Origin of the sequence: Rhizobium sp. Root708 (genome assembly GCF_001429725.1) — a bacterium.
In the GTDB taxonomy this organism is placed as follows: domain Bacteria; phylum Pseudomonadota; class Alphaproteobacteria; order Rhizobiales; family Rhizobiaceae; genus Rhizobium.
Genome location: NZ_LMHV01000042.1, coordinates 230,965 through 256,403 on the forward strand (window position 1 = coordinate 230,965; position 25,439 = coordinate 256,403).

General features: G+C 61.5%; 18 protein-coding genes and 3 pseudogenes. 16 read left to right on the forward strand and 5 right to left on the reverse strand.

Annotated elements, in window-relative coordinates; genetic code table 11:
• Positions 1 to 69 precede the first annotated feature (69 nt).
• Complete coding sequence (locus tag ASE04_RS23805; RefSeq protein ID WP_056823667.1) at positions 70 to 1,302, forward strand: putative DNA modification/repair radical SAM protein; 1,233 nt, start codon at positions 70 to 72, stop codon at positions 1,300 to 1,302.
• On the forward strand, positions 1,302 to 2,792 hold the full coding sequence (locus tag ASE04_RS23810; protein WP_056823670.1) for a UdgX family uracil-DNA binding protein: 1,491 nt from the start codon (positions 1,302 to 1,304) through the stop codon (positions 2,790 to 2,792). Before ASE04_RS23805 ends, ASE04_RS23810 begins: the two co-directional genes overlap by 1 nt.
• 51 nt (positions 2,793 to 2,843) lie before the next feature.
• Here the strand turns inward: ASE04_RS23810 and carB are convergent, their stop codons facing one another.
• Together carB and ASE04_RS23820 are read right to left on the reverse strand one after the other, a co-directional pair.
• A complete protein-coding gene (gene carB, locus ASE04_RS23815; RefSeq protein WP_056823672.1) occupies positions 2,844 to 6,332 on the reverse strand; it encodes a carbamoyl-phosphate synthase large subunit in 3,489 nt (1,162 codons plus the stop codon).
• Positions 6,333 to 6,504: 172 nt separating this feature from the next.
• Entirely contained in the window at positions 6,505 to 7,533 is a 1,029-nt protein-coding gene (locus tag ASE04_RS23820; protein ID WP_056823675.1) for a zinc-dependent alcohol dehydrogenase family protein, read from the reverse strand.
• 226 nt (positions 7,534 to 7,759) lie between these two features.
• On the opposite strand from ASE04_RS23820, the gene ASE04_RS23825 reads away from it, so the two are divergent.
• Together ASE04_RS23825 and ypfJ are read left to right on the forward strand one after the other, a co-directional pair.
• The gene (locus tag ASE04_RS23825) at positions 7,760 to 8,857 is read left to right on the forward strand and encodes a phosphatase PAP2 family protein (protein ID WP_056823678.1); all 1,098 of its coding nucleotides are present in this window, start codon (positions 7,760 to 7,762) and stop codon (positions 8,855 to 8,857) included.
• 136 nt (positions 8,858 to 8,993) lie between these two features.
• The gene (gene ypfJ / locus ASE04_RS23830) at positions 8,994 to 9,914 is read left to right on the forward strand and encodes a KPN_02809 family neutral zinc metallopeptidase (RefSeq protein ID WP_056823680.1); all 921 of its coding nucleotides are present in this window, start codon (positions 8,994 to 8,996) and stop codon (positions 9,912 to 9,914) included.
• 38 nt (positions 9,915 to 9,952) lie between these two features.
• Here the strand turns inward: ypfJ and ASE04_RS23835 are convergent, their stop codons facing one another.
• On the reverse strand, positions 9,953 to 10,948 hold the full coding sequence (locus ASE04_RS23835; protein WP_056823684.1) for an aldo/keto reductase: 996 nt from the start codon (positions 10,946 to 10,948) through the stop codon (positions 9,953 to 9,955).
• A 102-nt stretch (positions 10,949 to 11,050) separates the two neighbouring features.
• Between ASE04_RS23835 and ASE04_RS23840 the strand changes: the two genes are divergently transcribed.
• The 3 genes from ASE04_RS23840 (at position 11,051) to ASE04_RS23850 (ending at position 14,887) form a co-directional block, all read left to right on the forward strand.
• Positions 11,051 to 11,956 (forward strand): LysR family transcriptional regulator, encoded by a 906-nt coding sequence (locus ASE04_RS23840; RefSeq protein WP_056823687.1) that lies wholly within the window; start codon positions 11,051 to 11,053, stop codon positions 11,954 to 11,956.
• Between the two features lie 155 nt (positions 11,957 to 12,111).
• A complete protein-coding gene (locus ASE04_RS23845) occupies positions 12,112 to 13,359 on the forward strand; it encodes a TCR/Tet family MFS transporter (RefSeq protein WP_056823691.1) in 1,248 nt (415 codons plus the stop codon).
• 136 nt (positions 13,360 to 13,495) lie between these two features.
• Positions 13,496 to 14,887: an MATE family efflux transporter gene (locus ASE04_RS23850; protein ID WP_056823695.1), complete on the forward strand. Its 1,392-nt coding sequence runs from the start codon at positions 13,496 to 13,498 to the stop codon at positions 14,885 to 14,887.
• 68 nt (positions 14,888 to 14,955) lie between these two features.
• Here ASE04_RS23850 and carA read toward each other — a convergent pair whose 3' ends face one another.
• Positions 14,956 to 16,161: a glutamine-hydrolyzing carbamoyl-phosphate synthase small subunit gene (gene carA, locus ASE04_RS23855; RefSeq protein ID WP_056824072.1), complete on the reverse strand. Its 1,206-nt coding sequence runs from the start codon at positions 16,159 to 16,161 to the stop codon at positions 14,956 to 14,958.
• A gap of 273 nt (positions 16,162 to 16,434) precedes the next feature.
• Between carA and ASE04_RS23860 the strand changes: the two genes are divergently transcribed.
• The gene (locus tag ASE04_RS23860; RefSeq protein WP_056824075.1) at positions 16,435 to 16,887 is read left to right on the forward strand and encodes a GatB/YqeY domain-containing protein; all 453 of its coding nucleotides are present in this window, start codon (positions 16,435 to 16,437) and stop codon (positions 16,885 to 16,887) included.
• A gap of 5 nt (positions 16,888 to 16,892) precedes the next feature.
• On the opposite strand, the gene ASE04_RS23865 is transcribed toward ASE04_RS23860, so the two are convergent.
• Complete coding sequence (locus ASE04_RS23865) at positions 16,893 to 17,771, reverse strand: hypothetical protein (RefSeq protein ID WP_056823698.1); 879 nt, start codon at positions 17,769 to 17,771, stop codon at positions 16,893 to 16,895.
• A 650-nt stretch (positions 17,772 to 18,421) separates the two neighbouring features.
• Here ASE04_RS23865 and dnaG point away from each other — a divergent pair.
• The 8 genes and pseudogenes from dnaG to ASE04_RS23890 all read left to right on the forward strand — a co-directional run.
• Positions 18,422 to 19,715, forward strand: a pseudogene (dnaG, locus tag ASE04_RS23870) (DNA primase); the annotation flags it as partial.
• A gap of 149 nt (positions 19,716 to 19,864) precedes the next feature.
• Positions 19,865 to 20,395, forward strand: a pseudogene (locus ASE04_RS32285) (DNA primase); the annotation flags it as partial.
• Positions 20,395 to 22,251, forward strand: coding sequence for a DNA helicase RecQ (gene recQ, locus ASE04_RS23875; protein ID WP_056823703.1), 1,857 nt, complete (start codon positions 20,395 to 20,397; stop codon positions 22,249 to 22,251). The pseudogene ASE04_RS32285 and the gene recQ, both read left to right, overlap by 1 nt.
• Before the next feature lie 152 nt (positions 22,252 to 22,403).
• Positions 22,404 to 23,459, forward strand: coding sequence for a catalase family peroxidase (locus ASE04_RS23880; RefSeq protein WP_056823706.1), 1,056 nt, complete (start codon positions 22,404 to 22,406; stop codon positions 23,457 to 23,459).
• Complete coding sequence (locus ASE04_RS23885) at positions 23,456 to 24,010, forward strand: cytochrome b (protein ID WP_056823710.1); 555 nt, start codon at positions 23,456 to 23,458, stop codon at positions 24,008 to 24,010. The genes ASE04_RS23880 and ASE04_RS23885 overlap by 4 nt, the downstream gene beginning before the upstream one ends.
• A pseudogene (locus ASE04_RS31775) lies at positions 23,995 to 24,174 on the forward strand (SAM-dependent methyltransferase); the annotation flags it as partial. The gene ASE04_RS23885 and the pseudogene ASE04_RS31775, both read left to right, overlap by 16 nt.
• Positions 24,120 to 24,248: a hypothetical protein gene (locus ASE04_RS31960; protein WP_274533896.1), complete on the forward strand. Its 129-nt coding sequence runs from the start codon at positions 24,120 to 24,122 to the stop codon at positions 24,246 to 24,248. The pseudogene ASE04_RS31775 and the gene ASE04_RS31960, both read left to right, overlap by 55 nt.
• A complete protein-coding gene (locus tag ASE04_RS23890) occupies positions 24,245 to 25,432 on the forward strand; it encodes a glycine C-acetyltransferase (RefSeq protein ID WP_056823713.1) in 1,188 nt (395 codons plus the stop codon). The genes ASE04_RS31960 and ASE04_RS23890 overlap by 4 nt, the downstream gene beginning before the upstream one ends.
• Positions 25,433 to 25,439: the final 7 nt, after the last annotated feature.

Genomic DNA, 25,439 nt, shown 5'->3' on the forward strand with positions numbered 1-25,439 from the left:
CTGGCTGTGCGTCGCCGCTACGCGCGATTGTCTTGACTTTTATCGCGGGAACATATAGTGAACAAAAGAATGAGAAAGTCGCTCAAAGAACGATTGGCCATTCTTTCCGATGCCGCAAAGTATGACGCCTCTTGTGCCTCCAGCGGGACTACGAAGCGCGATTCGGGAGCATCCGGTGGCCTTGGCTCGACCGAAGGCGCCGGCATCTGCCATGCTTATGCGCCCGATGGCCGATGCATTTCGCTGCTGAAGATCCTTTTGACCAATTTCTGCATTTTTGACTGCGCATATTGCGTCAATCGCTCGTCGAGCAATGTGGAGCGCGCGCGCTTTACACCGGAAGAAGTCGTCTGGCTCGTGCTGGAATTCTACCGTCGCAACTATATCGAGGGCCTGTTTCTATCATCGGGGATCATCCGCTCCTCGGACTATACGATGGAGCAGCTCGTCAGGATCGCGCGGGAACTGCGGGTAACGCATAATTTTCGCGGCTACATCCATCTCAAGGCCATTCCCGAGGCTTCGCCACAGCTGATCGAGGAGGCGGGCCTCTATGCCGACCGCCTGTCGCTCAACATCGAGCTTCCCACGGATGCCGGTGTGGCGCGGCTGGCGCCGGAAAAGAAGCCGTCGGGAATCCGTCGCTCGATGGCCGACCTTCGCTTGAAGATAGAAGCGGCGAGCGAGCCGACACTGCAGACGAAGCGTCGCAAGCGGTTTGTCCCAGCCGGGCAGAGCACACAGATGATCGTCGGTGCTGACGGCGCCAACGATGCGGCCATCCTCGGCTGCAGCGCCAATCTCTACGGAAGCTATGGCCTTCGCCGCGTCTATTATTCGGCCTTCAGCCCGATCCCCGACTCGTCCAGCGCCCTGCCGCTGATCAAGCCGCCCTTGATGCGCGAGCATCGGCTGTACCAGGCCGATTGGCTGTATCGTTTCTACGGTTTCGGTATCGATGAAATCACCTCGTCGCAGACCGACGGGATGCTCGACCTCGATCTCGATCCCAAGCTCTCCTGGGCGCTTCGCCATCGCGGCGAGTTTCCGGTCGACATCAACAAGGCCGATCGCGAGAAGCTGCTGCGGGTTCCGGGTTTCGGCACGAAGACGGTGAAATCCCTGCTGTCGGCGAGACGCTTCCGCCGATTGCGGATGGATGACCTCTCGCGTCTCGGCGTTTCGATCAAGAAGGTGCAGGCTTTCATCATCGCGGAGGACTGGTCGCCGCGGCGTCTGATCGACCGGCCCGACCTTCGCCAGATGTTCGAGCCGCAGCCGGAGCAGTTGAGGTTGCTGTGATGCGACACATCACGTTGCGCGGGCGAGGGGATCTGGAGGAATGGCGGGTTGCGGCCCGCGCCTTGGCAGCCGCGGGAGTTCCCTCGGCGGAAGTCGAGTGGCACGCGGAAGCGGAAGCTGATGGGCTTTTCCGACATGAGGCCGAAATGCCTGCGCCTGCGCCATTGCCGGATGGCGCGCCATTGACCGTGCCGCCGGGCTTTATCGAGCTTGCCAATGCTGTCATCTGTCATAGCGATCCGGCGCGCTTCATGCTGCTTTACCGGCTTCTGGTGCGGTTGCAGGCCGACCGGCGGCTTCTGGAACAGCCGTCGGACGAAGACGTGGTGCGCGCGCGACTGATGGAGAAGAGCGTTCGGCGCGACGCGCACAAGATGACGGCGTTCGTTCGGTTCAAGGAGGTCGGCAGCGGGATTTCGGTGAACGGACGGCGCAAGTTTCTCGCCTGGTTCGAGCCGGACCACTACATCGTCGGGCGCAAGGCGTCGTTTTTCCAGAAGCGCTTCAACGATATGGACTGGATCATCCTCACGCCGAAAGGCTCGGCGGGATGGGATGGCAAGGCCCTGACTGTCGGCGACGACGCCTGCGAGAAGCCCGACCTTTCCGATGCCGCTGATGAACTTTGGCGCACCTACTACGCCAACATCTTCAATCCGGCGCGGTTGAAGGTGAAGGCGATGCAGGCGGAGATGCCGAAGAAATACTGGAAGAATCTGCCGGAAGCGGACCTCATTCCCGGTCTGATCGCAAATGCCGAGAGCCAGGTGCTGGCAATGGCAAAGCGGGAGGCAACCCGTCCGCTGCCGTTCCACCAGCGCCTGCAGGAGGCTGCCCGAAATGCGCCCGCCTCACCTGCGGCGGAGGCTGGCACATGGGAGTCGCTCCGGAATGCCGCTGCCGCCTGTACCCAATGTCCGCTGCATGGGCCGGCGACACAAACCGTGTTCGGCGAGGGCCCGCAGGACGCGGTGGTCGTATTCGTCGGTGAGCAGCCGGGCGACCAGGAGGATTTGGCCGGGCGGCCTTTCGTTGGGCCCGCCGGTTCGGTTTTTGATCACGCATTGGGTCACGCCGGCATCGTGCGATCGGAAGTCTACATCACCAACGCGGTGAAGCACTTCAAGTATGAACCGCGCGGCAAACGGCGTATCCACCAGCGGCCGAACATGGGCGAGGTGAAACACTGTCGTTGGTGGCTCGAGCAGGAATTGGAGCTGATCGCTCCCAAGCTTGTCGTCGCGATGGGTGCAACGGCGGTCGCGTCACTGACCGATGGAAAATATCGCTTCTCGGATATCAGGGGCGAGGCACTTGCGACCCCGGATGGCCGGATGCTGTTCACGACGGTGCATCCGTCCTATTTGCTGCGCCTGCCGGATCCCGCCAAGAAGGCGGAGGAAACGGATCGATTCCTGCAGGATATGCTGAAAATTCAGAAGCTTATGGAATCGATCTCGCAAGGAGATTCAAGCGCATCGACGGCTTGATGAGCGGTGATCGCAACCCGTGACATGGCGGGTTGCGATCACCGATGAGGATCAGGCGAAGTAGCTCTGCAGCGGGCGGACTTCGAGGTTTCCGGCGCGCAGCGCCTTGATTGCCTGGGCGGCTGCCTCGGCGCCGGCCATCGTCGTGTAGTACGGCACCTTCTGCATCAGCGTGGCACGGCGGAGCGACTTGGAGTCGGAGATCGCCTTGTTACCATCCGTCGTATTGATCACCAGCTGGACCTGACGGTTGCGGATCGCGTCTTCGATATGCGGGCGACCTTCGAGAACCTTGTTGATCTTCGTGGCCTCGATGCCGTTCTCGGCGAGGAAGCGCTGGGTGCCGCCGGTTGCGAGAACCTTGAAGCCTTCGCCGACGAGAACGCGGATGGCCGGCAGGACGCGCGGCTTGTCAGCGTCGCGAACCGAAACGAAGACCGTTCCGTCACGCGGCAGTTCGACGCTGGCGCCGAGCTGCGACTTGGCGAAAGCTAGCGCGAAGTCGGTGTCGAGGCCGATGACTTCGCCCGTCGAGCGCATTTCCGGGCCGAGCAGCGTGTCGACGCCGGGGAAGCGGGCAAACGGGAAGACAGCTTCCTTGACGGCGACGTGCTTGAGGTTGCGCGGATCCGGCTTCTCGCCATAGGCGGAAAACAGCGCGTCGAGCTTCTCGCCGGCCATGGCGCGGGCGGCGATCTTTGCGATCGGAGCGCCGATGGTCTTGGCGACGAAGGGAACGGTACGCGAGGCACGGGGGTTCACTTCGAGAACGTAGACAATGCCGTCCTTGATGGCGAACTGGACGTTCATCAGGCCGACGACGTTGAGAGCCTTGGCCATCGACTTCGCCTGCCGCTCGAGCTCGTCGATCATCTCGGATGACAACGTGCGCGGCGGCAGCGAGCAGGCCGAGTCACCGGAGTGGATGCCGGCTTCCTCGATATGCTCCATGATGCCGGCGATGAAGGCGTCGTTGCCGTCGGAGAGGCAGTCGACATCGACTTCGATGGCGTTCGACAGGTAGCTGTCGAAGAGCAGCGGGTTCTTGCCGAGCAGGGTGTTGATCTGGCCGGTCTTGTCGTTCGGGTAGCGCTGCTTGATGTCTTCAGGCACCAGCTCCGGAACGGTGTCGAGCAGGTAGGTCTGCAGCTGGCTTTCCGAATGCAGGATCTGCATGGCGCGGCCGCCCAGAACGTAGGACGGGCGAACGACCAGCGGGAAGCCGATTTCGGTGGCGACCAGGCGGGCCTGTTCGACCGAGTAGGCGATGCCGTTGTTCGGCTGCGTCAGGTCGAGCTTGACCAGCAGCTTCTGGAAGCGGTCGCGGTCTTCAGCAAGGTCGATCATGTCGGGCGCGGTGCCGAGGATCGGGATGCCATTCTTTTCGAGCGCTTCGGCGAGCTTCAGCGGGGTCTGGCCGCCGAACTGCACGATGACGCCGACGACTTCGCCCTTTTCCTGCTCAGCGCGCAGGATCTCGATCACATCCTCGGCAGTCAGCGGCTCGAAGTAGAGGCGATCTGACGTGTCGTAGTCGGTCGAGACCGTTTCCGGGTTGCAGTTGATCATGATGGCTTCATAGCCGGCATCGCGCAGAGCGAATGCGGCATGGCAGCAGCAATAGTCGAACTCGATGCCCTGGCCGATGCGGTTCGGACCGCCGCCGAGGATGACGACCTTCTTGGCGGCGGAAACTTCGGCTTCCGAGCGCAGCTCACCGACGAAAGGCGTTTCGTAGGTCGAGTACATGTAGGCGGTCGGCGAGGCGAACTCGGCGGCGCAGGTGTCGATGCGCTTGAAGACCGGGCGGACGTTCAGCGAATTGCGAAGTTCGGCCACTTCCTTCGGGCGCTTGCCGGAGAGTGTCGCGAGGCGGGCGTCGGAGAAGCCCATGGCCTTCAGCGTGCGCAGGTTGGCGGCGTCAGTGGGCAGGCCGTGTTCGCGAACGCGGGCTTCCATGTCGACGATCGCCTTGAACTGGGCGATGAACCACGGGTCGATCTTGCAGCCTTCGTGCACTTCCTCGGGACTCATGCCCTGGCGCAGCGCCTGGGCAACCATGCGCAGGCGATCCGGGGTCGGCGTGCCGATCGCGGCGCGGATGGCGTTCTGGCTGGATTCGCCTTCCTCGACGCCGGGGATTTCGATTTCGTCGAGACCGGTGAGGCCCGTTTCGAGGCCGCGAAGCGCCTTCTGCAGCGATTCGGCGAAGGTGCGGCCGATCGCCATGACTTCACCGACCGACTTCATGGCCGTGGTCAGGATCGGCGAAGCGCCCGGGAACTTTTCGAAGGCGAAGCGCGGGATCTTGGTGACGACATAGTCGATCGACGGTTCGAACGAGGCGGGCGTTGCGCCACCGGTGATGTCGTTGTCGAGTTCGTCGAGCGTGTAGCCGATGGCGAGCTTGGCGGCGACCTTGGCGATCGGGAAGCCGGTTGCCTTCGATGCGAGAGCGGACGAGCGCGAGACGCGCGGGTTCATTTCGATGACGACGAGGCGGCCGTCCTTCGGGTTGACGGCGAACTGGACGTTCGAGCCGCCGGTTTCGACGCCGATCTCGCGCAGGACCGCGATCGAGGCGTTGCGCATCATCTGGTATTCCTTGTCGGTCAGCGTCAGCGCCGGCGCGACAGTGATGGAATCGCCCGTGTGGACGCCCATCGGGTCGATGTTTTCGATCGAGCAGATGATGATGCAGTTGTCCGCCTTGTCGCGGACGACTTCCATTTCATATTCCTTCCAGCCGAGAACCGACTCTTCGATCAGGACTTCGGTGGTCGGGGAGGCATCGAGACCGCCGCCGATGATTTCGAAGAACTCCGAGCGGTTATAGGCAATGCCGCCGCCGGTGCCGCCCATGGTGAAGGAGGGGCGGATGATGGCGGGCAGGCCGACGACGTCGATCGCCTGGGCGGCAATCGCCATGGCGTGGCTGATGTAGCGCTGCTTGCGGTCGGTTTCGCCGAGGTTCCACTGGTTCTCAAGCGCGTCGAGCGCCGTGTCCAGTTCGGCGCCGGAGAGGCTTTCCTTCAGTTTGTTGCGCTCAACCTCATGGGTCTTGCGGTCGGCATCCTTGATATCGGTGGCGTTGGCCAACATCGACTTCGGAGTTTCCAGGCCGATGCGCTGCATGGCTTCGCGGAACAAGGCGCGGTCTTCGGCCATGTCGATGGCGGCCGGCTTGGCGCCGATCATCTCGACATTGTAGCGATCGAGGACGCCCATGCGCTTCAAGGAGAGCGCGGTGTTGAGCGCGGTCTGGCCGCCCATGGTCGGCAGAAGCGCGTCGGGGCGTTCCTTGGCGATGATCTTGGCGACGACCTCAGGGGTGATCGGCTCGACATAGGTTGCGTCGGCGAGGCCCGGGTCGGTCATGATCGTCGCCGGGTTGGAGTTGACGAGGATGACGCGGTAGCCTTCCTCCTTCAGCGCCTTGCACGCCTGGGTGCCGGAGTAATCGAATTCGCAAGCCTGGCCAATGACGATCGGTCCTGCGCCGATGATGAGGATCGATTTGATGTCTTGGCGCTTCGGCATGGGCTTTTTTCCGTTTCCTAGCTGCGCAGAAAGCCGGCCAGGGTGGGAGGCACCGGCCGGGTCGCGCGTATGATGGTCTTTTCAGGCTAGAAGCGGCTTATAGGCAAATGTATTTGTAAACGGAACCCCATAAATTACGGAATCGACAGGAATTGGCGCCTGTTGCCGGAGCCTAGCCGATGCCCGGGACCACCAGCGCTCTGATCTCGCCTTTCCGGGCAGGGTTGGAGATGGCTTCGACGGCCTCCGCAAGGCCGATTCGACGGGATATCAGCGGTTCGACCTTGATGGTGCCCGACGCAATGAGATCGGCGGCCCGCCGGTGCGTGAACGGATTGATGAAGGAGCTTATCAATCTGATCTCGCGAAAGAGCAGATCGAAAGGCTCGATTGCGGCCTTCACCCCCTGCGGCATGACCCCGAGGATGACGACGGTGCCGCCGCGGCGCGGGAGGCTCGGAGCCTGTTCGATCGTTTCGGCAACGCCGGCGCACTCGATCACCACGTCGGCGCCGCCGGGCAGCAAACCGTCCGCCGCCGTCAGTTGCGCGACGACGTCACCCGTCGAGGGATCTGCGCTGGCGGTCGCTCCAAGCTCCTCGGCGAGTTGACGCTTCTCCGCGCTGCGGGTCACGAGAACCACGCTGGTGGCTCCCGCCAGCCGGACCAGCTGGACGACGAGCAGGCCGATGACGCCGCCGCCGAGCACGACGACGGAGGAACCAGTGCGGATTTCAGCGAGGTCGACCCCGTGGATGCAGCAGGCCAGCGGCTCGCAAAAGGCGCCGTGTAGGGGAGGCAGTTCATCCGGTAACTGGAATGCCTGCTGCTGCGGGATGCAGACATACTCGGCAAAGCCGCCGTCGCGGTGGATGCCGATCGCCTGAAGATTATGGCAGAGATTGACGCGACCGCGCTGGCATTCAGGGCAGCGGCCGCAGGTGATGTTCGGGTCGCCGGTGATGCGCATTCCCTCGCGAAAACCGCTGACGCCATTCCCGACCTTCTCGACGATGCCGGTGAATTCGTGACCGAGCGTGACCGGCGGCTTTGAGGGGAACTCGCCGTGAAACAGATGGCGATCGGTCCCGCAGATGCCGCAGGCTTCAACGCGAACCAGCAACTCACCGACGCCCGGTTCCGGCCGCTCCACGTCGCGCAGGCCAAGTTTTCCGGTCGCTTCCAGACGTACGGCCTTCATCCTTGTCTCCTCCCCAGACTTGTGGACCCAAGGAGGCCCGATCGCGGATCTCTCGTCAAGCGAGTGGGCTTCGGGAGGGCTGAAACTGCTCTCGTGGAAGACCATAAAAATATTTCGCAATACGACGTTTTTACGGATGCCTGTCGAGGAAAATTAATAAATAGGGCGCTTTCTATTTGGGTGCAGACTTAAGAGGGCAGTCTGTTGTTGAGGGCGTGGGCTGGCAATGTTTCAAGTCGATGAAAAATCCAGGGATGTAACTTCCTGGACATCCGAGTTGCTGTCGCATTTCATGCTTCGCGCGAGGGCGGACGCATGGCTTTACCTTGCCGTCGCATTCTATTTCATTGGCGGCGTCCTGTTGATCACCTTCAGTGGTCATGCCGAGGTGATGTCCTTTTCGCTCTATTTCGACCAGTGGACCTTCCTGTTCCTGATATTCATGCCGCTGACGGCTGTTGTCGTCGATTATGCATGGATCATCTTTCGCTTTGAGGCAAAGCGATCGCTGGCCGCGCGCAAGGCGTTTTCGCCGCAGCGTCTGGCGCATCTGTTTTCCGGCATGGCTCTGCTGATGGCGCTGATGATCTTTCAGGGCACGTTCACCTCGATCAAGAACCTGCTGCCAATTCTTCGTGGCGGCTTCGTCTATGACCACATGCTCGCCAATGCCGACGCTTTGCTGTCCTTCGGCCCCGATCCGGTTAAGATTCTTCAGTCGATCAGAGTGGTCGGGATCATGGACTGGAACTACAGCATCCTCTGGTTCATCCTCTGCTTCGGAACGCTCTTCTTCGTGGCCACATCGCCTCGCGCAGCCTCCATCCGTGTCCGATACATCTCCATGTTCATGTTCGTCTGGGTCGTCTGCGGCAACATCCTGGCGGCCATCTTCATGTCGGCCGGCCCGGCATTTTACGGCGCCGTGACCGGCGATCACGAACGCTTCGCTGCACTTCTGGCCTTCCTGTCCTCACCTGATGGCCCATTGCTTGCGAGGAGCTTTCAGGGCTACCTTTGGTCGTTGCACCAAGGCGGCACATCCGGCCTTGGCTCCGGCATCTCGGCCTTTCCGAGCGTTCACGTCGGACTGATTGCCCTGAACGCATTCTTTGCGTTCGACTTGTCGCGCAGGTTCGGTGTCCTGGCCGTCTGCTACACGGCCTTTGTGATGCTGAGCTCGGTCTGCCTTGGCTGGCACTATGCCGTCGATGGCTATGCGTCGCTGATATTGGTAGGTGCGGCCCATTATGGGCTCAAGGCCCTGAGGGAGCGGCGGCCGACGCCCTCGCGTGCTCCCGACGGCGCGACTGTGACGCCCTGATTTTGGCGTCGCCGATGCATCAATCCCTGACATTCTCTGTCGTTGCGACTTGCCTCTTTCGGCTGCTGGAATTTCCTGGGCACCGAGATATATAATTGAAGCAATAGCGACCGAGGTTTAGCTCTAGGGGACCATCATGGAGTGGAAAGGCCGGCGTCAGTCCGACAACATCGAGGATCGCCGCGGCGATCCTTCCATCGGTGGATTGGGCCGAGGGGGAGGCTTCAGCTTCCCATCCGGCGGCGGCATGGGTCGTCGCGGCGGTGGCCTCAGCATCGGCACGATCATTTTCCTGGTGGTGATCTACTTTATCTTCAAGGCGATGGGCATCGATCTGCTTCAGGTCATGGACGGCGGGACGTCGACCGGCGGTTCCGGCTATGAGCAAAGCGATTCCGGCAGCAGTCGCCAGCCCGCCAATGACGAGATGACGGGGTTCGTCCGTACCGTGCTCGCCGAAACGGAAGACACATGGAACGGCATCTTCCAATCGATGGGACGGCAATATGAAGAGCCGCGCCTTGTTCTGTTCAACGGCCAGACTCAATCCGCTTGCGGTTTTGCCTCGGCGGCGACGGGTCCTTTCTACTGCCCAAGCGATCACAAGGTGTATCTCGACACGGCCTTCTTCCAGCAGCTCAGCAAGCAGTTCGGTGCTTCCGGCGATTTCGCGGAAGCCTACGTGGTGGCCCACGAGGTCGGCCACCACGTCCAGAACCAGCTGGGTATCTTGCCGAAGTTCAATGAAGCGCGTCAGCGCATGAGCGAAGCCGACGCCAACAAGATGTCCGTCCGGGTCGAACTCCAGGCCGACTGCTTTGCCGGTATCTGGGGCAAATTCACCGAGCAGAAGGGCATCCTCGAAGCCGGCGATCTTGAAGAAGCACTCAATGCCGCGCAGCAGATCGGCGACGACACGCTGCAGAAGCGCAGCCAGGGCTACGTCGTGCCGGAGAGCTTCAATCACGGGACCTCGGCACAGCGCGCGCGGTGGTTCAAGCGTGGCTTCGACAGCGGCAAGCTTTCGGACTGCGATACGTTCTCCGGTCCTGTCTGAACGGATATCGGCCTCCATCGGGAGGCCGATCGGGTTCTCTACTTTTCGCTGTCCATGTGTCTGAGTTGGGCGTCGGGATAGCGCGCGCCGGCAGCGGCATCCTTCGGGATCGCCCTTTCGATCGCGGCCATGTCCTCGGCGGAAAGCTCGACGGCGCGTGAGCCGAGCGCTTCGGTCAAACGGTCCCGTCTGCGCGCGCCGACCAAAGGCACGATGTCCTTTCCCTGCGCGGCGACCCATGTGATGGCGATCTGGGCCACCGAGACCAGCTTTGCATCCGCGATCTTGCGCAGTTCCTCGACAAGGGCGAGGTTGCGATCGATGTTGCCGTCCTGGAAACGCGGGCTCATGCCGCGGAAGTCGCCGGTTGTGCCGCCTTGTCCCTTCTGCCAGTGACCGCTGATCAGACCGCGCGAGAGGACGCCATAGGCGGTGATTGAAATTCCGAGCTCTCGGCAGGTTGGAAGGATCTGTTCCTCGATGCCGCGCGAGAGCAGCGAATATTCAATCTGCAGGTCGCAGATCGGATGGGTGCCGGCTGCCCGGCGGATGGTCTCGGCGCCGACTTCGGACAGTCCGACATGCCTGATGTATCCGGCCTTGATCAGATCACCGATCGCCCCCACCGTTTCCTCGATCGGGACATTGGGATCGAGGCGGGCAGGGCGGTAGATATCGATGTAATCGACGTCGAGGCGCTTCAGCGTATAGGCCAGGAAGTTCTTGATCGCGGCGGGGCGGGAGTCGTAGCCGCTCCAGTTGCCGGCCGGATCGCGCAAGGCGCCGAACTTGACGCTGATTACCACGTCTTCCCGCTTGCGACCCTTGAGGGCCTCGCCGATCAGCATTTCGTTGTGACCCATGCCGTAGAAGTCGCCGGTATCCAGCAGGTTGACGCCGACGTCGATGGCGGCATGGATGGTCGCAATGCTCTCGTTCCGATCGGACGGGCCGTACATGCCGGACATCCCCATGCAGCCTAGCCCGATCGCCGAGACCATCGGACCAGTCTTCCCCAAACGATGCGTCTCCATGTGCTTCTCCTGATGAAGTGTTTGTGTTGTCATGGTTCTACCGCGCGTCGCTTCGTGCGATAATCCCAGTAAATTCGAACGGGCCGTACGGAAAAGCGCACAATGGACGATCTTCCCCTCAATGATCTGGATGCCTTCACAGCCATTGCAAGGGAGCGAAGCTTTCGTGCCGCGGCGCGCAAGCGCGGCGTCTCGGCTTCCTCGCTCAGCGACTCGTTGCGCCGTCTCGAGGAGCGCGTCGGCGTTCGACTGCTCAATCGGACGACCCGCAGCGTTACGCCGACCGAGGCGGGGCAGAGGCTGCTGGAACGGCTGGCGCCGGCCCTGGGAGAAGTTTCGCAGGCGCTTCAGCAGCTCGATACGTTCCGCGACAGTCCGAGCGGAACGCTTCGCCTGAATGTCCCGATCATTGCCGTGCGGCTGTTTCTGCCCGACATCGCCAACCGCTTCCTGAAGCGTTATCCGCAAATCTCGCTTGAGATCGTCGGCGAGGATACGTTCGTCGATGTGCTGGCGGCGGGCTACGATGCCGGCATCCGCTATGACGAGCGGTTGGAGCAGGACATGATCGCAGTGCCGATCGGGCCGCGCCGGCAACGTTACATCACCGCCGCATCGCCTGACTATCTGGAACGGCGTGGCCTACCTCGTCACCCTCGCGAACTGCTGGAACATGACTGTATCAGACACCGCTTCCTGACCAGCGGCGCCCTGGCGTGGGAGTTCGAGCGTGGAGCGGACACACTTACGATCATGCCGAAGGGGCCGATCATCGCCAATGCGATCGAAATGGAAGTGTCGGCTGCCGTCGCCGGGCTCGGTGTTATCAGGACCTTCGAGGAGTTGATGCTGCCTGCGATCGAGAGCGGGTCGCTGGTGCCGATCCTCGAGGAGTGGGTGACGGAATTCTCCGGCCCGTTTCTCTACTATGCGAGCGGCCGTCACATGCCGGCTGCGCTGCGGGCCTTTGTCGATTTTGTCAGGGAAGAGCAGCGCCGGGGAGGCTAGAATCCTCCTTTGTTCCGTTTTTCCATCAAGATAAGTCGTGTGCCTATCAAAAGATTTGAAATGTTCACGGATTGTTTCGCTAATATGCGTGGGCTAAGTAACAAACCCGGCGATGAGATCGTCTTTTCAGAAACAACCTGCTGTAGAGGCGTCTGATGCTCGATCCGAAATTCGTTCGCCGTGGTCTTTTCCTCGTCTTCATGATCCTGTTTCTCGACGTTATCGGGATCGCGATCATCATGCCGGTGCTGCCTGCCTATCTGGAGCAACTGACCGGCGGCTCGGTGAGCGATGCGGCCCTCGATGGCGGCTGGCTGCTCGTCGTTTATGCCGGGATGCAGTTCCTCTTCGCGCCGTTCCTCGGCAATCTCAGCGACCGCTTCGGGCGGCGGCCGATCCTGCTTCTCTCGGTGCTGACATTTGCGATCGACAACTTCATCTGCGCCGTTGCGACGAGCTTCTGGATGCTCTTCATCGGGCGGGCGCTTGCCGGCCTCAGTGGCGGCAGCTTTGCGACCTGCTCCGCCTATATCGCCGATATCAGCAACGATGAGAATCGCGCCAAGAATTTCGGATTGATCGGCATTGCCTTCGGCGTCGGCTTCACGGTCGGCCCTGTCATCGGCGGCTTCCTCGGCGAGTTCGGGCCGCGGGTGCCGTTCTTCGGGGCAGCCGCGGTGTCGTTCCTCAATTTCGTCGCGGCCTGTTTCCTGCTGCCGGAAACACTGGATGCAAAAAATCGCCGGCGCTTCGAATGGAAGCGGGCTAATCCGCTCGGCGCGTTGAGACAGATGCGCCACTATCCGGGTATCGGCTGGGTGTCGGCGGTGATGTTTCTGTTCTGGCTCGCCCATGCGGTCTATCCGGCGGTATGGTCGTTCGTCTCGACATACCGCTACGGCTGGAGCGAGGGGCAGATCGGCTTCTCGCTGGGGCTTTATGGCATCGGTGCCGCCGTCGTGATGGCTTTGGTCCTGCCGAGGATCGTGCCGATCCTTGGAGAATGGAAAACGGCGGTGGTCGGATTGAGCTTCTCGGTGGTCGGCCTGACGGGCTATGCGTTCGCCTGGGAGGGATGGGTCGTCTACGCGGTGATCGTGCTGACGGTCATGGAGAACGTCGCTGACCCGCCGCTGCGAAGCATTGCCGCCGGCAAGGTTCCGCCATCGGCGCAGGGTGAGTTGCAGGGCGCGCTGACCAGCCTCAGCAGCATCACCACGATCATCGGACCGCTGATCTTCACGCAGCTGTTCGGATACTTCACCAGCCCGGCAGCGCCGGTCACCTTTGCCGGGGCTCCCTATCTGCTGGCGGCCGTGTTTATCCTCGTCGCCGCGCTGGTGTTTCTGATGAAGGTTCGCACGGCGTCGCCCAAGGAGGCGGCCCGGCAACCCGCGCAGTGAACCATCAGAATTCATGATGCGATGATGAAATTTTCATCATCTGCCCGTTTGGGGTGTCCATTTTCCGGGCTTTCCTTTAATTCAGTAGTTTGGTTGCCACGTTCGCGACCGGACCTCAAAATCACAGAGCATAGTCATGGATACGCCGATCGACGCAAAAGCGCTCGCGCCGAAAACCGATAACCGTTGGGCTGCGCATATTCGCGCCACCCTCGCACTCGGGATTCCGTTTATTGGAGCGCAGCTGGCACAGCTGGGAATCAACACGACCGACGTCATGATCGTCGGGCGCCTTGGGGCGGAACACCTGGCGGCAATGGTGCTTGCCGGACAGTTTCTCTTTACGATCCTGGTCTTTGGCTCGGGATTCTCCATCGCCGTCATTCCGATGGTGGCGCAGGCCTATGGTCGCGGCGACATCGTCAGCGTGCGCCGCTCCATGCGGATGGGTCTGTGGGTCGTATGCGCCTTTTGGCTCCTCATGCTGCCGGCCTTCTACAATTCGGAGCATATTCTGCTCGCGGCAGGACAGAAGCCGGATGTCGCTGCTTTGGCGCACGGCTATATCGTCATCGGGCAGTTCGCCGTTCTGCCGGGGTTGCTCTACAACGTCATGCGCGCCCTGGTGAGCGCGATCGGCAAGGCCGCCGTCGTCCTCAACGTGACGATCGCCATGCTGACGCTCAACGCCATCTTCGCCTATGCGCTGGTGCTCGGTCATTTCGGCTTGCCGGCGATGGGGCTGGAGGGTGCCGCGATCGTTTCCGTTCTGGTACAGACAGCCGGATTTCTGTTCATCGTCGCTTACGTTCAGAGCCGGCCCGAAACGCGGCGCTATGAGATTTTCGTGCGCTTCTGGCGGCCCGACTGGAAGGCGTTCAGGGAGGTGGTGCGCCTGGGCCTGCCGATCAGCGTGACGATCCTTGCCGAGGTGAGCCTGTTTACCGTCGCGTCTCTCCTGATGGGGCGCATCGGGACGATTGAGCTTGCCGCGCACGGCATCGCGCTTCAGTGGGCCTCCATCGCCTTCATGATTCCGCTCGGCCTGTCGCAGGCGGCCACGGTGCGGGTCGGCATTGCCCACGGGCAGGGCGATCATGTCGCGCTCGTGCGGGCTGCGATCTCGGTTCTTGCAATCTCCTGCGCCATATCGGCTGTCGGGGGCGCCCTGTTCGCGATCGCGCCGGCGTTCTTCGCGGGCTGGTTCCTGGACACGAGTTCGGCAGAAGCGCCGCAAGTGCTCGCGTTTGCCGGCCCGTTGATTGTCATTGCGGGCCTGTTTCAGCTGGTCGACGGTCTTCAGGCCATCGCCAATGGCCTGCTTCGCGGCCTCAAGGACGCGCGCGTGCCGATGATTCTGGCGCTGATCGCCTACTGGCCCATCGGCTTCTTCCTCGCCTGGGTGCTGGCATTCCCGCTCGGCTTCGGCGGCATCGGGATCTGGTTCGGCTTCCTGATCGGGTTGTTCACGGCGTCGATCATGCTGTGCTGGCGCTTCTACGTGCTGATCCGCAGGATGGGTCGATAGAGCCGCTGAACACCGGACAAACAAAAGCCCGCTCGAAAGCGGGCTTTTTTAATGCGTTTTCGCCGGTATCAGCGCTCGGCGAGAGCTTCCTCGCCCTTCTTCTCGCGCACCAGATTGATGAAGCGACGGAAGAGGTAGTGGCTGTCCTGCGGGCCGGGGGAAGCCTCCGGGTGATGCTGAACCGAAAAGATCGACTTGCCTGCTACACGCAGGCCGCAGTTGGTGCCGTCGAAGAGGGAAACGTGAGTCTCTTCAACGCCATCGGGCAGAGACTTCGTGTCGACCGCGAAGCCGTGGTTCATCGACACGATCTCGACCTTGCCCGTCGTGTGGTCCTTGACCGGATGGTTGGCGCCGTGGTGGCCCTGGTGCATCTTCTCGGTCTTGGCGCCGAGCGCGAGGCCGAGCATCTGATGGCCGAGGCAGATGCCGAAAACCGGGATGTCGGTCTTGATCAGCTTCTGGATCACGGGAACGGCGTATTCGCCGGTTGCTGCCGGGTCGCCCGGGCCGTTCGACAGGAAGATGCCGTCTGGCTGCATGGCGAGAACTTCCTCGGCGCTCGTCGTTGCGGGCATGACGGTAACCTTGCAGTCTAGGCCAGCAAACAGGCGCAGGATGTTGCGCTTGACGCCGTAATCGAGGCAGACGACGTGATACTTGGCGTCTTCGGCCTTCAGTTCGCCGTAGCCCTCGTTCCAGATCCACGGGGTCTGCGCCCACTGCGACGACTGGCCGGAAGACGCGATCTTGGCGAGGTCGAGGCCTTCGAGGCCGCTCCATGCCTTGGCTTCCGCCTTCAGCGTCTCGACGTCGAAGACGCCGTTCGGATCATGGGCGATGACGGCATTCGGCGAACCGTTTTCGCGGATCCAGGCGGTCAGCGCGCGCGTGTCGATGCCGCAGAGGCCGATGATGCCGCGAGCCTTCAGCCAGGCATCGAGGTGCTTGACGGCGCGGTAGTTGGACGGATCGGTGATGTCGGCCTTGAAGATGACGCCGACCGCGCCGTGGCGTGCTGCCGGCGTCAGGTCTTCGATGTCTTCGTCGTTGGTGCCGATGTTGCCGATGTGGGGGAAGGTGAAGGTGACGATCTGGCCGAGATAGGAGGGATCCGTCAGGATCTCTTCGTAGCCTGTCAGCGCCGTGTTGAAGACCACCTCGGCCTGGATCTTGCCGGTCGCGCCGATGCCCTTGCCTTCAATGACGGTTCCGTCTGCAAGAACGAGCAGGGCGGTCGGCTTTTCGGTTGTCCAGGGTGCTGTCGCGGTCATCTTCATCCCGTTTCCGGCGGCCACACGTCCTTGGGCAACGTTGGCCGGCCATTTGGTTCGCAAGCATACGCGCGCGGCAAGGCGCACGCTCTCAGGCCTGATCACGAATTTTGGTGCAGGTGGCGGTAAATAGCCACGCTATTTCGCGAGGTCAATCTTTGTACCGCACATTCTGCCGGTTTTCTCGCGCTTTCTGCCGCCGTTTTCCGCAATTTATTTGATCCCATGCATTCGCGTGGTTTATGAAGCGGCATTCAAACAGGAGTGATTATGATGTTGCGCGATCAACTCGCCGCCGCCCTCAAGGATGCCATGAAGTCCAAGAACGCCGAGCGGCGCTCGACCGTTCGCCTGATTCAGGCCGGGATCAAGGACCGGGACATCGCCAATCGCGGCATCGGCAAGGAGGAGGCCAGCGACGACGAGATCCTGCAGATCCTCGCCAAAATGGTGAAGCAGCGCGAGGAATCGGCGAAGATCTACGAAGAGAACGCGCGACCGGAACTGGCGGCCAAGGAGCGCGCCGAAATCATCGTATTGCAGGACTTTCTGCCGAAGCAGCTTTCCGATGCGGAAGTTCGCAGCAACATTGCGGCGATCATTGCGGAGACCGGTGCTGCCGGGCCGAAGGACATGGGCAAGGTGATGGCGGTGCTCAAGGAGCGCTATGCCGGCCAGATGGATTTCTCCAAGGCCTCAGGCGCGGTCAAGGAACAGCTGAACTGATCCGATCAGCGCCGGCTCGCGATCTTTCCGATCGCGAGCCCGAGCACTTCTTCAGCGACTCCGTCGACGACGACGAACTTGGCGGCCTGATAGCCCCAGTATTCCAGCACGAACTTGCGCGACAGCCACATGTCGCCTTTGAACGACGCTTCCGTCCAACCGATATCTCCCACCTCGGCTGCCTGCGTGAACAGGCGCTTCAGATGGGTGTTGGAAATCATGAAGCGATCGCGGATCTCCTTGAGGGATACCTTGCCGAGATTGACCTGCTCGATCGACTTGTCGAACTCGGTTATCCTGCTCATGAGATAATCCATGACCAGACCGCCGGAGTTGGCCCAGTTGAACAGGTTGTAGGTGGCGCCCGGATTCCGAACGGCGTCGCTGTCGAGAATGCGCTTGGCGATCAGCGGCTGCATCCGCGAAAAAGCGGCGGTCTCGGCCACAGCGCGGTCGTAGCGACCTCCGCTGTCGAGATGATCCAGAATCAGCAGGTGCGTCGCGAGCCACTTGACAAAGTGCTCCTGGGCCGTATCCGTTGGCTCCAGCAGGCGCGTTCGCTTGTCGGCCGTGCCTTCGACGACACGGAGAAAACGGTAGGCGATCATTTCCTGGATGAAGGCTGCAGCGGTGTTGCGGCTAGCGATCTTGTTCTCGACGACGAAGGCGATGAAGCGGCCGGAATAAAGGCCGGGCTTCTGTTCTCCGGGAACGCCGAAGTGGAGGGCGAAACCGGCATGGGCCATGAGCCATCGCTGCTGGGCCGCAAAGATCGAGGCTATGCGTGGGCTCTCGTGATAAATCGCGAGCATTTCCCCCGCACAGTGCAGCATGGCTGCAAAGAAGGCATCGCTTTCGAGAAAATCTTCAACCTTATGGGGCATCTCTAGCAACCATCGCAATTCCGCCTTCAATGGACATAGGGCGTGCGGCTGTCAATGATCTGTTCGACAGCGAGAAAAATAAAACTTGAGTAAGAAAACAAAGAAGGCAGGAGCTGGGGGTGCTCCTGCCTTTTCGCTCTTTGCATCCTGAGGCTACGCAGGGGTTTGAGCCCATGCCTAAGGACAGTTGCAAAGGCACCCTGGTGAGGCGGCGCCGGGGGTAGGGATGGTGCCTCACCAGGGGATCGCTTTGTTGAGATCGAAATTATTGCGATGCGAAAGGCAATTCAAATTACAAAAATATAATAATTCCGTCGTTGCCCTGCCTCAATCCCCGCGCGGCGTCCTGAAGAGCCGATCTTTAGGTCGTGGTTTAGCTGTGAGGATAGGCGCATTTTCAGAATAAGTTACTGTTTTTATTTGATTATGTTTGAGAATGACTTTTGTCAGCCCCTGAGCTCCGGCTTATCAAGCCAGGGCGGATTTCACCGGGAGTAGTCATTGTCGCACCCCCTGTCGCAGGTGCGGTAACGGTTTCTTGATCGATTTCCGGCCGGTGACGAATGAGCCTGTGAATAGCGAACCTTTTAGCCGAAGGTCGTGGCATATGCGGACCAACCTGCTTATATGGACCGCATCAAGAGGTTTACATGCGCTTTTCCAATTCCTTTCTCGACGAGATACGCGATCGCGTGCCGATTTCGGACGTGATTGGCCGTCGGGTGAGCTGGGACAAACGCAAGACCAATGTCCCGCGCGGTGATTATTGGGCTTGCTGCCCGTTTCACGGCGAGAAGTCACCGAGCTTTCACTGCGAGGACCGCAAGGGGCGCTACCACTGCTTCGGCTGCGGCGTCACCGGCGACCACTTCCGATTCATGACCGAACTGGAAGGGTTGAGTTTCCCCGAGGCCGTGCAGCAGATCGCTGACATGGCGGGCGTCGCGATGCCGATCGCCGATCCAGTCATGGAGAAACGCGAGAAGGAGCGCACGTCGCTTCTCGACGTCATGGAACTCGCGACCAAGTTCTTCCAGGATCAGTTGCAGACGGCGCTCGGCGCTCGGGCCCGCGCCTATCTGCGCGACCGCGGACTGACCGGCCGGACGATCGAGACGTTTCGGCTTGGCTTTGCGTCCGATAGCCGCAATGCCCTGAAGGAATTCCTGGCGGGGCAGGGTGTCGCCAAGGAGCAGATCGAGGCTTGCGGCCTCGTCGTGCATGGCCCCGAGATTCCGGTGTCCTATGACCGTTTCCGCGACCGCATCATGTTCCCGATCCTGTCGTCCCGCGAGAAGGTGATTGCCTTTGGCGGTCGCGCCATGTCTCCGGATGCGCCGGCGAAATATCTCAACTCCAATGAAACCGAGCTCTTTCACAAGGGCAGCGTGCTCTACAATTTCACCCGCGCGCGGCGGGCGACGCAGGGCGCCAATGGCGAGGGCACCATCATCGCCGTCGAAGGCTATATGGATGTGATTGCCCTGCATCAGGCCGGCGTCGAGAACGCGGTGGCGCCGCTTGGCACGGCGCTGACCGAAAACCAGCTAGAGCTCTTATGGCGTATGACGCCGCAGCCGGTCCTCTGCTTCGACGGCGACGGAGCCGGCATTCGCGCAGCCAACCGCGCGGCCGACCTGGCGTTGCCGCATATCAAGCCGGGGCGCACCGTGCGTTTCGCGCTTCTACCTGACGGTAAAGATCCGGACGATCTCGTGCGCAACGAGGGCCGCGCGCCGTTCGACAAGGTGATGAGCCAGGCGAAGCCGCTCTCTGAAATGCTATGGGATCGCGAGGTTGCCGCCAGCAAGTTTGATACGCCCGAGGCACGGGCTGAACTTGAAGCAAGGGTTACCAAGCTTGTTGCTGTGGTTGCCGATGAAAGTGTGCGCCGACAATATCAGCAGGTCATGCGCGACAAGCTTTATGCGCTCTTCCGCCCCGCAGTTGTTGCGTCAAATTTTTCAGGCGGTGGGCAAAAGGGTGCGCGCGCGCAAAAGCTAGATTTATTAAACACAGCGCGTTTGGAAAAAGGCAGTGCAGGCAGTGCGCGGCTCAATCAGAAAGTCAAATCGTCTCCGGTTGAAAGCCTGCTTTTGCGCGAGAGCGTGCTGGCGCTGACGGTGGTCAACCATCCGGCACTGATGCAGGACGAATATGACGAGATCGCCTCGATCGATTACGACAGCCGCGAACTGCAGCGGCTATGGTCGGGCATGCTGGGGGCGGCGGCGGCCGTTGCCGGGCCGCATCTGACACGGGAATATCTGGTCGAGCGGCTGGAGGAGCAGGGGTTTGGTGGGCTGATCCAGGCGCTGGAAAAGCAGATCCGTAATGCCCGTCTCTGGATCGCCACCGAGCAGGCGGCGATGGAGGATGCGCGGGAGGGCTATCGGCAGGCGCTTGCCTTCCACAAACGTGCCAAGGCGCTGCGTTTCCAGAAGATCGAGCTCGAACGCGAGATCGCCGAGGCGACCGAGGCCGGCAATGGCGAGGTGATCGACCTGTTGATGCGTGCATTGCAGGAAGTTCACTTCGAAGGGCTTCGGCTTGAAAACCAGGAAGCGATCATCGATGGTTTCGGTGTGCTTTCCGGCCGCGTCAAGGGAGCGGCGAGCCATTGATGGATTCGACGGATCGGCAATTTTCCGCGGGCGATGCATTGTTCGGGGCCGAGCGATCGCCGCTTGGTATTCTCAACCGCGTCTATGGCTATCCCGCCTTTCGCGGCAAGCAGCAACAGGTGGTCGAGCACGTCGTGGCGGGCGGGGATGCCGTCGTTCTCTTTCCGACCGGAGCCGGCAAGTCCGTTTGCTTCCAGATTCCGGCTCTTTGTCGCGATGGCATCGGCATCGTCGTTTCACCGCTGATCGCGCTGATGCGCGATCAGGTGGAGGCGATGAAGCAGCTCGGTATCAGGGCGGCGGCGCTGAACTCCGCTCTGACGCGCGAGGAGTTCATCGATGTTCGCCGGGCGCTTTCTGCAGGCAAGCTCGACCTTCTCTATGTCACGCCTGAGCGTATTCTTCTGGATGGCTTTCGCGACACGATCGGCAGCACGAAGATCTCGCTGTTTGCGATCGACGAGGCGCATTGCGTCTCCCAATGGGGACATGATTTCCGCCCGGAATACCGTGAACTCGGCAGGCTGGCTGAACAGTTCCCCGGTGTGCCGCGTATCGCGCTGACGGCGACCGCCGACGCGCATACGCGTGACGATATCGTCGAACGGCTGGCGCTGAACAACGCCAAGGTGTTCACGACCAGCTTCGATCGCCCGAATATTTCCTACGAGATCGTCGAGCGCGATCAGCCACGCCAGCAGTTGCTGCGGTTTCTTTCCGGGCACAAGGGCAACAGCGGCATTGTCTATTGCCTGTCGCGTGCCAAGGTTGAGGAGACCGCGGAGTGGCTGAACGGGCAGGGCATCCGCGCGCGGGCCTATCACGCCGGCATGGACCGCGCGATGCGCGACGCGAACCAGGATGCCTTCCTCAAGGAAGAAGAACTCTGCCTTGTTGCCACCGTTGCCTTCGGGATGGGGATCGACAAGCCCAACGTGCGCTATGTCGCGCATCTCGATCTGCCGGGATCGGTCGAGGCCTATTACCAGGAGACCGGCCGCGCCGGGCGCGACGGCCTGCCATCGGAAGTCTGGATGGCCTACGGCATGGCCGACGTCATCCAGCGCAGCCGGATGATCGACGATGGCGGTGCCGCCGAGGAAATCAAGCGCGTCGAGCGCTCCAAGCTTAACGCGCTGCTGGCAATCTGCGAAACGGCATCCTGCCGCCGTCAGGCGATCCTCGCGCATTTCGGCGAGGCCCATGCGGGCGGTTGCGGTGGTTGCGATACCTGCCTGAAACCGGTCGAGACCTGGGACGGCACCGAGGCCGCCATCAAGGCGCTTGCCGCGATCTACCGGACGGGCGAGCGGTTCGGCACCGGGCATGTGGTCGACGTGCTGCTCGGAAATGTCAACGAAAAGACCGAGCGCTTCGGCCACACGACGATGCCGGTCTTCGGCGCGGGCAATGATCTGCCGGCCCGCACCTGGCAGTCGGTGTTTCGACAGTTGCTCGCGATGGGGCTGGTCAGGGTCGACCAGCAGGCGTTCGGCGCGCTGAAGCTGGAGCCCGAGGCGCGTGCCGTCTTCAAGCGCGAGCGGTCGGTGTTCTTTCGCAAGGATCGTCCGGTCGCCGAGCGTCGCTCGAAGCGAACGGCGCAGGTCGAGCGTCGATCGGTGCTATCAGGGAGCGACGGCGTTCTTTTCGAGGCGCTGCGGGCCGAGCGGACCTCGATCGCCCGCTCGCTTGGCGTGCCGCCTTATGTGGTCTTTCCAGATACGACGCTGATCGCCTTTGCGACCGAACGGCCAAGGACGCACAAGGAGATGCTGGAGATTTCCGGCGTCGGCCAGTCGAAGCTCGAACGGTACGGCGATGCGTTTCTCGAGGTCATCCTAGGGCACGACGACTAGGGATTTGACCCAACGGGTGAGGGGTGCCATGGTTTCGGTCAAGAACCGTATATTCGTCCTATATTTCGACTGCCGCCCCGCCTACTGAAATGACCTCCCAGCATCGCTGGCGCTGCCTATCGTACCCGATTGACGAAAACGGAGAGTGTTGGATGCCAGGACCGTCGCAGTCGCAGCGTTCCGCTTTGGGGTCTCTAGTGCTGATTGCAGCCGTGGTCGCCTGTGGCGCCGGCGCGTTCGCTTACACCGCCGGTTGGCTTTCCCCCGATCGTCTGACGTCGACAAAGCTTGTGAGTGCCCTGGCGCCTCCCGGCGGTCCGGCTTTGGGGCATCGGCGCAACCATGCAAAGGGCATCTGTTTTACCGGGGTGTTCGAAGCGAACGGAAACGGCGTGGCGCTTTCGCGGGCGTCGGCATTCGCGACCGGACAATATCCCGTCGTCGGGCGCTTCAATCTTGCAACGCCCAATCCTGATGCGGCCGACCCCACGGTGCGGGTGCGTGGCCTCGGCGTGCAGATCTCGGCGCCTGATGGAGGTGTCTGGAGGATGGCTATGATCGATCCTCCCGTCTTTGCCGTTTCCACACCGCAAGGCTTCTATGAGCTGCTGCAGGCGTCGGGGAGCAAGGATCCGGGGGCAATGAAGAGTTTCGTGGCCGCCCATCCGGAATTCGTCGCATTCGGCAAGTGGGCGATGACCGCGCCATGGACGGCGAGCTACGCCGAAGTGGCGTTCAACAGCCTCAATGCATTCATCTTCACCGATGCTTCGGGCGCGGAGCATGCCGTGCGTTGGTCGTGGCGACCGGAGGCAGCGGCGACACCGATCACGCCCGAAGATTTCGTCAAGCTCGGCCCCAACCATCTCGAGGATGATATTGCCGAACGGGTGGCGAAGTCGCCGCAGCGCTGGACGCTCGTGCTGACAGTGGCCGACCCCTCCGATCCGACGTCGGATCCGACCAAGGCCTGGCCTGCGGAGCGTCGCACAGTCGAAGCCGGTACTCTTGTCGTGCAGGAGATCGAGCCGGAAGCCGATGGACCTTGCCGGGACATCAATTTCGATCCGACCATTCTGCCTGACGGTATCAAGGTTTCCGACGATCCGTTCCCGGCGGCGCGCTCGGCTGCCTACGCCAAATCCTACGATCTGCGGACCTCCGAAGCGAGCCACTATCCTCGAACTGCAGCGAGCGCGAAGCCATGAACGGCACACACACCCAATTCACCTTCGTTCAACGTCTGCTCCACTGGCTGATGGCGATCGGCATTCTGGCGATGCTGTTCATCGGCGTCGGGATGGTATCGACCATCGGGCGGCAGTATGTGCCGCTTTTGGCAACCCACAAGACGCTCGGAATCGCCATTCTGGTTCTCGCCGTGCTTCGCCTGATCGTTCGCTTCATCTCCGGTTCGCCGAAATTGCCCGCCGACCTTCCGGAGCCGATGAAACTCGCCGCGTATCTATCCCACGTCGGCTTGTATGCGCTGATGCTCGGCATGCCCTTGATCGGCTGGGCGATGATGTCGGCGGCGGCCTATCCGATCGTGTTGTATGGTGGCATCCTGTTGCCGCCGATCCTGCCGCAGAGCGACAGTCTGCACACGCTGCTTTGGAACGCGCATTTCTATCTGGCCTTTGCCTTCTTCGCGCTCGTCTTGATGCATATCGCGGCCGCGCTATTCCACGGTCTCGTCCGTCGCGACGGGGTTCTCCAGACGATGCTGCCAGTGGGCGGCGACGATCCGTCGCAATAGGGCATAGCCCGCTCGGAACGACGCTCAACACTCTGACTGCGAACGGCTTTTCGATCCGGCATGTCGAGGAGTGGCGGCCGAGCGACGAACAGCTTGGCGCACATCCTGAATGGGCCGAAGAGATGGACCGACCGATGTTCCTGCTCATCGCGGCGCGGCGCTGACGACGGCAAGACAGGCGCTTGCCTATGTGCTAGTGCAGGGCATCGGGAACCGTCACAAGAAGGGCATCCAATGACCTCGCACTTCCTCTCCCACCTCCGAACCGAACTTTCCGCATTGAAGGACGCCGGGCTCTACAAGTCCGAGCGCGTCATCACCTCGAAGCAAGCCGGCGAGATCGCGGTTGCTTCGGGCGAGCGGGTCTTGAATTTCTGCGCCAACAACTATCTCGGGCTCGCCGACAACGAAGAGCTCGCCGAGGCGGGGAAGAAGGCGCTCGACCGCTATGGCTACGGCATGGCTTCTGTGCGCTTCATCTGCGGCACGCAGGAAGAGCACAAGCAGCTGGAGGCGCGTATTTCTTCCTTCCTCGGCATGGAAGACACGATCCTCTATTCCTCGTGTTTCGACGCCAATGGCGGTCTCTTCGAGACGCTGCTCGGCGAGGAGGATGCGATCATCTCGGACGCGCTGAACCATGCCTCGATCATCGACGGCGTGCGTCTCTCCAAGGCCAAGCGTTTCCGCTATGCCAACAATGACATGGCGGCGCTGGAGGAGGAGCTGAAGAAGGCGGAAGGCAGCCGGTTCAAGCTGATCGCCACCGACGGTGTGTTCTCGATGGACGGGATCATCGCCAATCTGCGGGGCGTCTGCGACCTTGCCGAGAAGTACGGCGCGATGGTCATGGTCGACGACAGCCACGCTGTCGGCTTCGTCGGCAAGCACGGGCGCGGTTCGGCCGAACACTGTGGCGTCGAGGGCCGGGTCGACATCATCACCGGCACGCTCGGCAAGGCGCTCGGCGGTGCTTCCGGCGGCTATACCTCGGCCAAGGCCGAGGTTGTCGAGTGGTTGCGGCAGCGCTCGCGCCCCTACCTGTTTTCGAACACGCTGGCGCCGGTCATCGCGGCTGCATCGCTGAAGGTCTTCGATCTGATCGACAACGGCGATGCTCTGCGCGAGCGGCTGGCCGCCAACGCGACGCTGTTCCGCACCGAAATGACCAAGCTCGGCTTCACGCTGGCGGGCGAGGGACATCCGATCATTCCGGTCATGCTCGGCGATGCGAAACTCGCGCAGGACATGGCGGCTCTGATGCTGAAGAAGGGCGTCTACGTGATCGGCTTCTCCTTCCCCGTCGTGCCGAAGGGACAGGCGCGCATCCGCACGCAGATGTCGGCGGCGCATTCGCGTGCAGATGTCGAGCGGACCATCGCGGCCTTCGCGGAGGCGGGCCGCGAACTCGGAGTCATTTAAAGGGTTT

Coding starts and splice junctions, on each gene's coding strand:
- ypfJ (WP_056823680.1), top strand. CDS start 8,994: ATGGAGTGGAAAGGCCGGCGTCAGTCCGACAACATCGAGGATCGCCGC.
- ASE04_RS23880 (WP_056823706.1), top strand. CDS start 22,404: ATGCCAGGACCGTCGCAGTCGCAGCGTTCCGCTTTGGGGTCTCTAGTG.
- recQ (WP_056823703.1), top strand. CDS start 20,395: ATGGATTCGACGGATCGGCAATTTTCCGCGGGCGATGCATTGTTCGGG.
- ASE04_RS23825 (WP_056823678.1), top strand. CDS start 7,760: ATGTTTCAAGTCGATGAAAAATCCAGGGATGTAACTTCCTGGACATCC.
- carA (WP_056824072.1), bottom strand. CDS start 16,161: ATGACCGCGACAGCACCCTGGACAACCGAAAAGCCGACCGCCCTGCTC.
- ASE04_RS23840 (WP_056823687.1), top strand. CDS start 11,051: ATGGACGATCTTCCCCTCAATGATCTGGATGCCTTCACAGCCATTGCA.
- ASE04_RS23865 (WP_056823698.1), bottom strand. CDS start 17,771: ATGCCCCATAAGGTTGAAGATTTTCTCGAAAGCGATGCCTTCTTTGCA.
- ASE04_RS23850 (WP_056823695.1), top strand. CDS start 13,496: ATGGATACGCCGATCGACGCAAAAGCGCTCGCGCCGAAAACCGATAAC.
- ASE04_RS23810 (WP_056823670.1), top strand. CDS start 1,302: ATGCGACACATCACGTTGCGCGGGCGAGGGGATCTGGAGGAATGGCGG.
- ASE04_RS23805 (WP_056823667.1), top strand. CDS start 70: ATGAGAAAGTCGCTCAAAGAACGATTGGCCATTCTTTCCGATGCCGCA.
- ASE04_RS23835 (WP_056823684.1), bottom strand. CDS start 10,948: ATGGAGACGCATCGTTTGGGGAAGACTGGTCCGATGGTCTCGGCGATC.
- ASE04_RS23885 (WP_056823710.1), top strand. CDS start 23,456: ATGAACGGCACACACACCCAATTCACCTTCGTTCAACGTCTGCTCCAC.
- ASE04_RS23890 (WP_056823713.1), top strand. CDS start 24,245: ATGACCTCGCACTTCCTCTCCCACCTCCGAACCGAACTTTCCGCATTG.
- ASE04_RS23820 (WP_056823675.1), bottom strand. CDS start 7,533: ATGAAGGCCGTACGTCTGGAAGCGACCGGAAAACTTGGCCTGCGCGAC.
- ASE04_RS23860 (WP_056824075.1), top strand. CDS start 16,435: ATGTTGCGCGATCAACTCGCCGCCGCCCTCAAGGATGCCATGAAGTCC.
- ASE04_RS31960 (WP_274533896.1), top strand. CDS start 24,120: ATGGGCCGAAGAGATGGACCGACCGATGTTCCTGCTCATCGCGGCGCG.
- ASE04_RS23845 (WP_056823691.1), top strand. CDS start 12,112: ATGCTCGATCCGAAATTCGTTCGCCGTGGTCTTTTCCTCGTCTTCATG.
- carB (WP_056823672.1), bottom strand. CDS start 6,332: ATGCCGAAGCGCCAAGACATCAAATCGATCCTCATCATCGGCGCAGGA.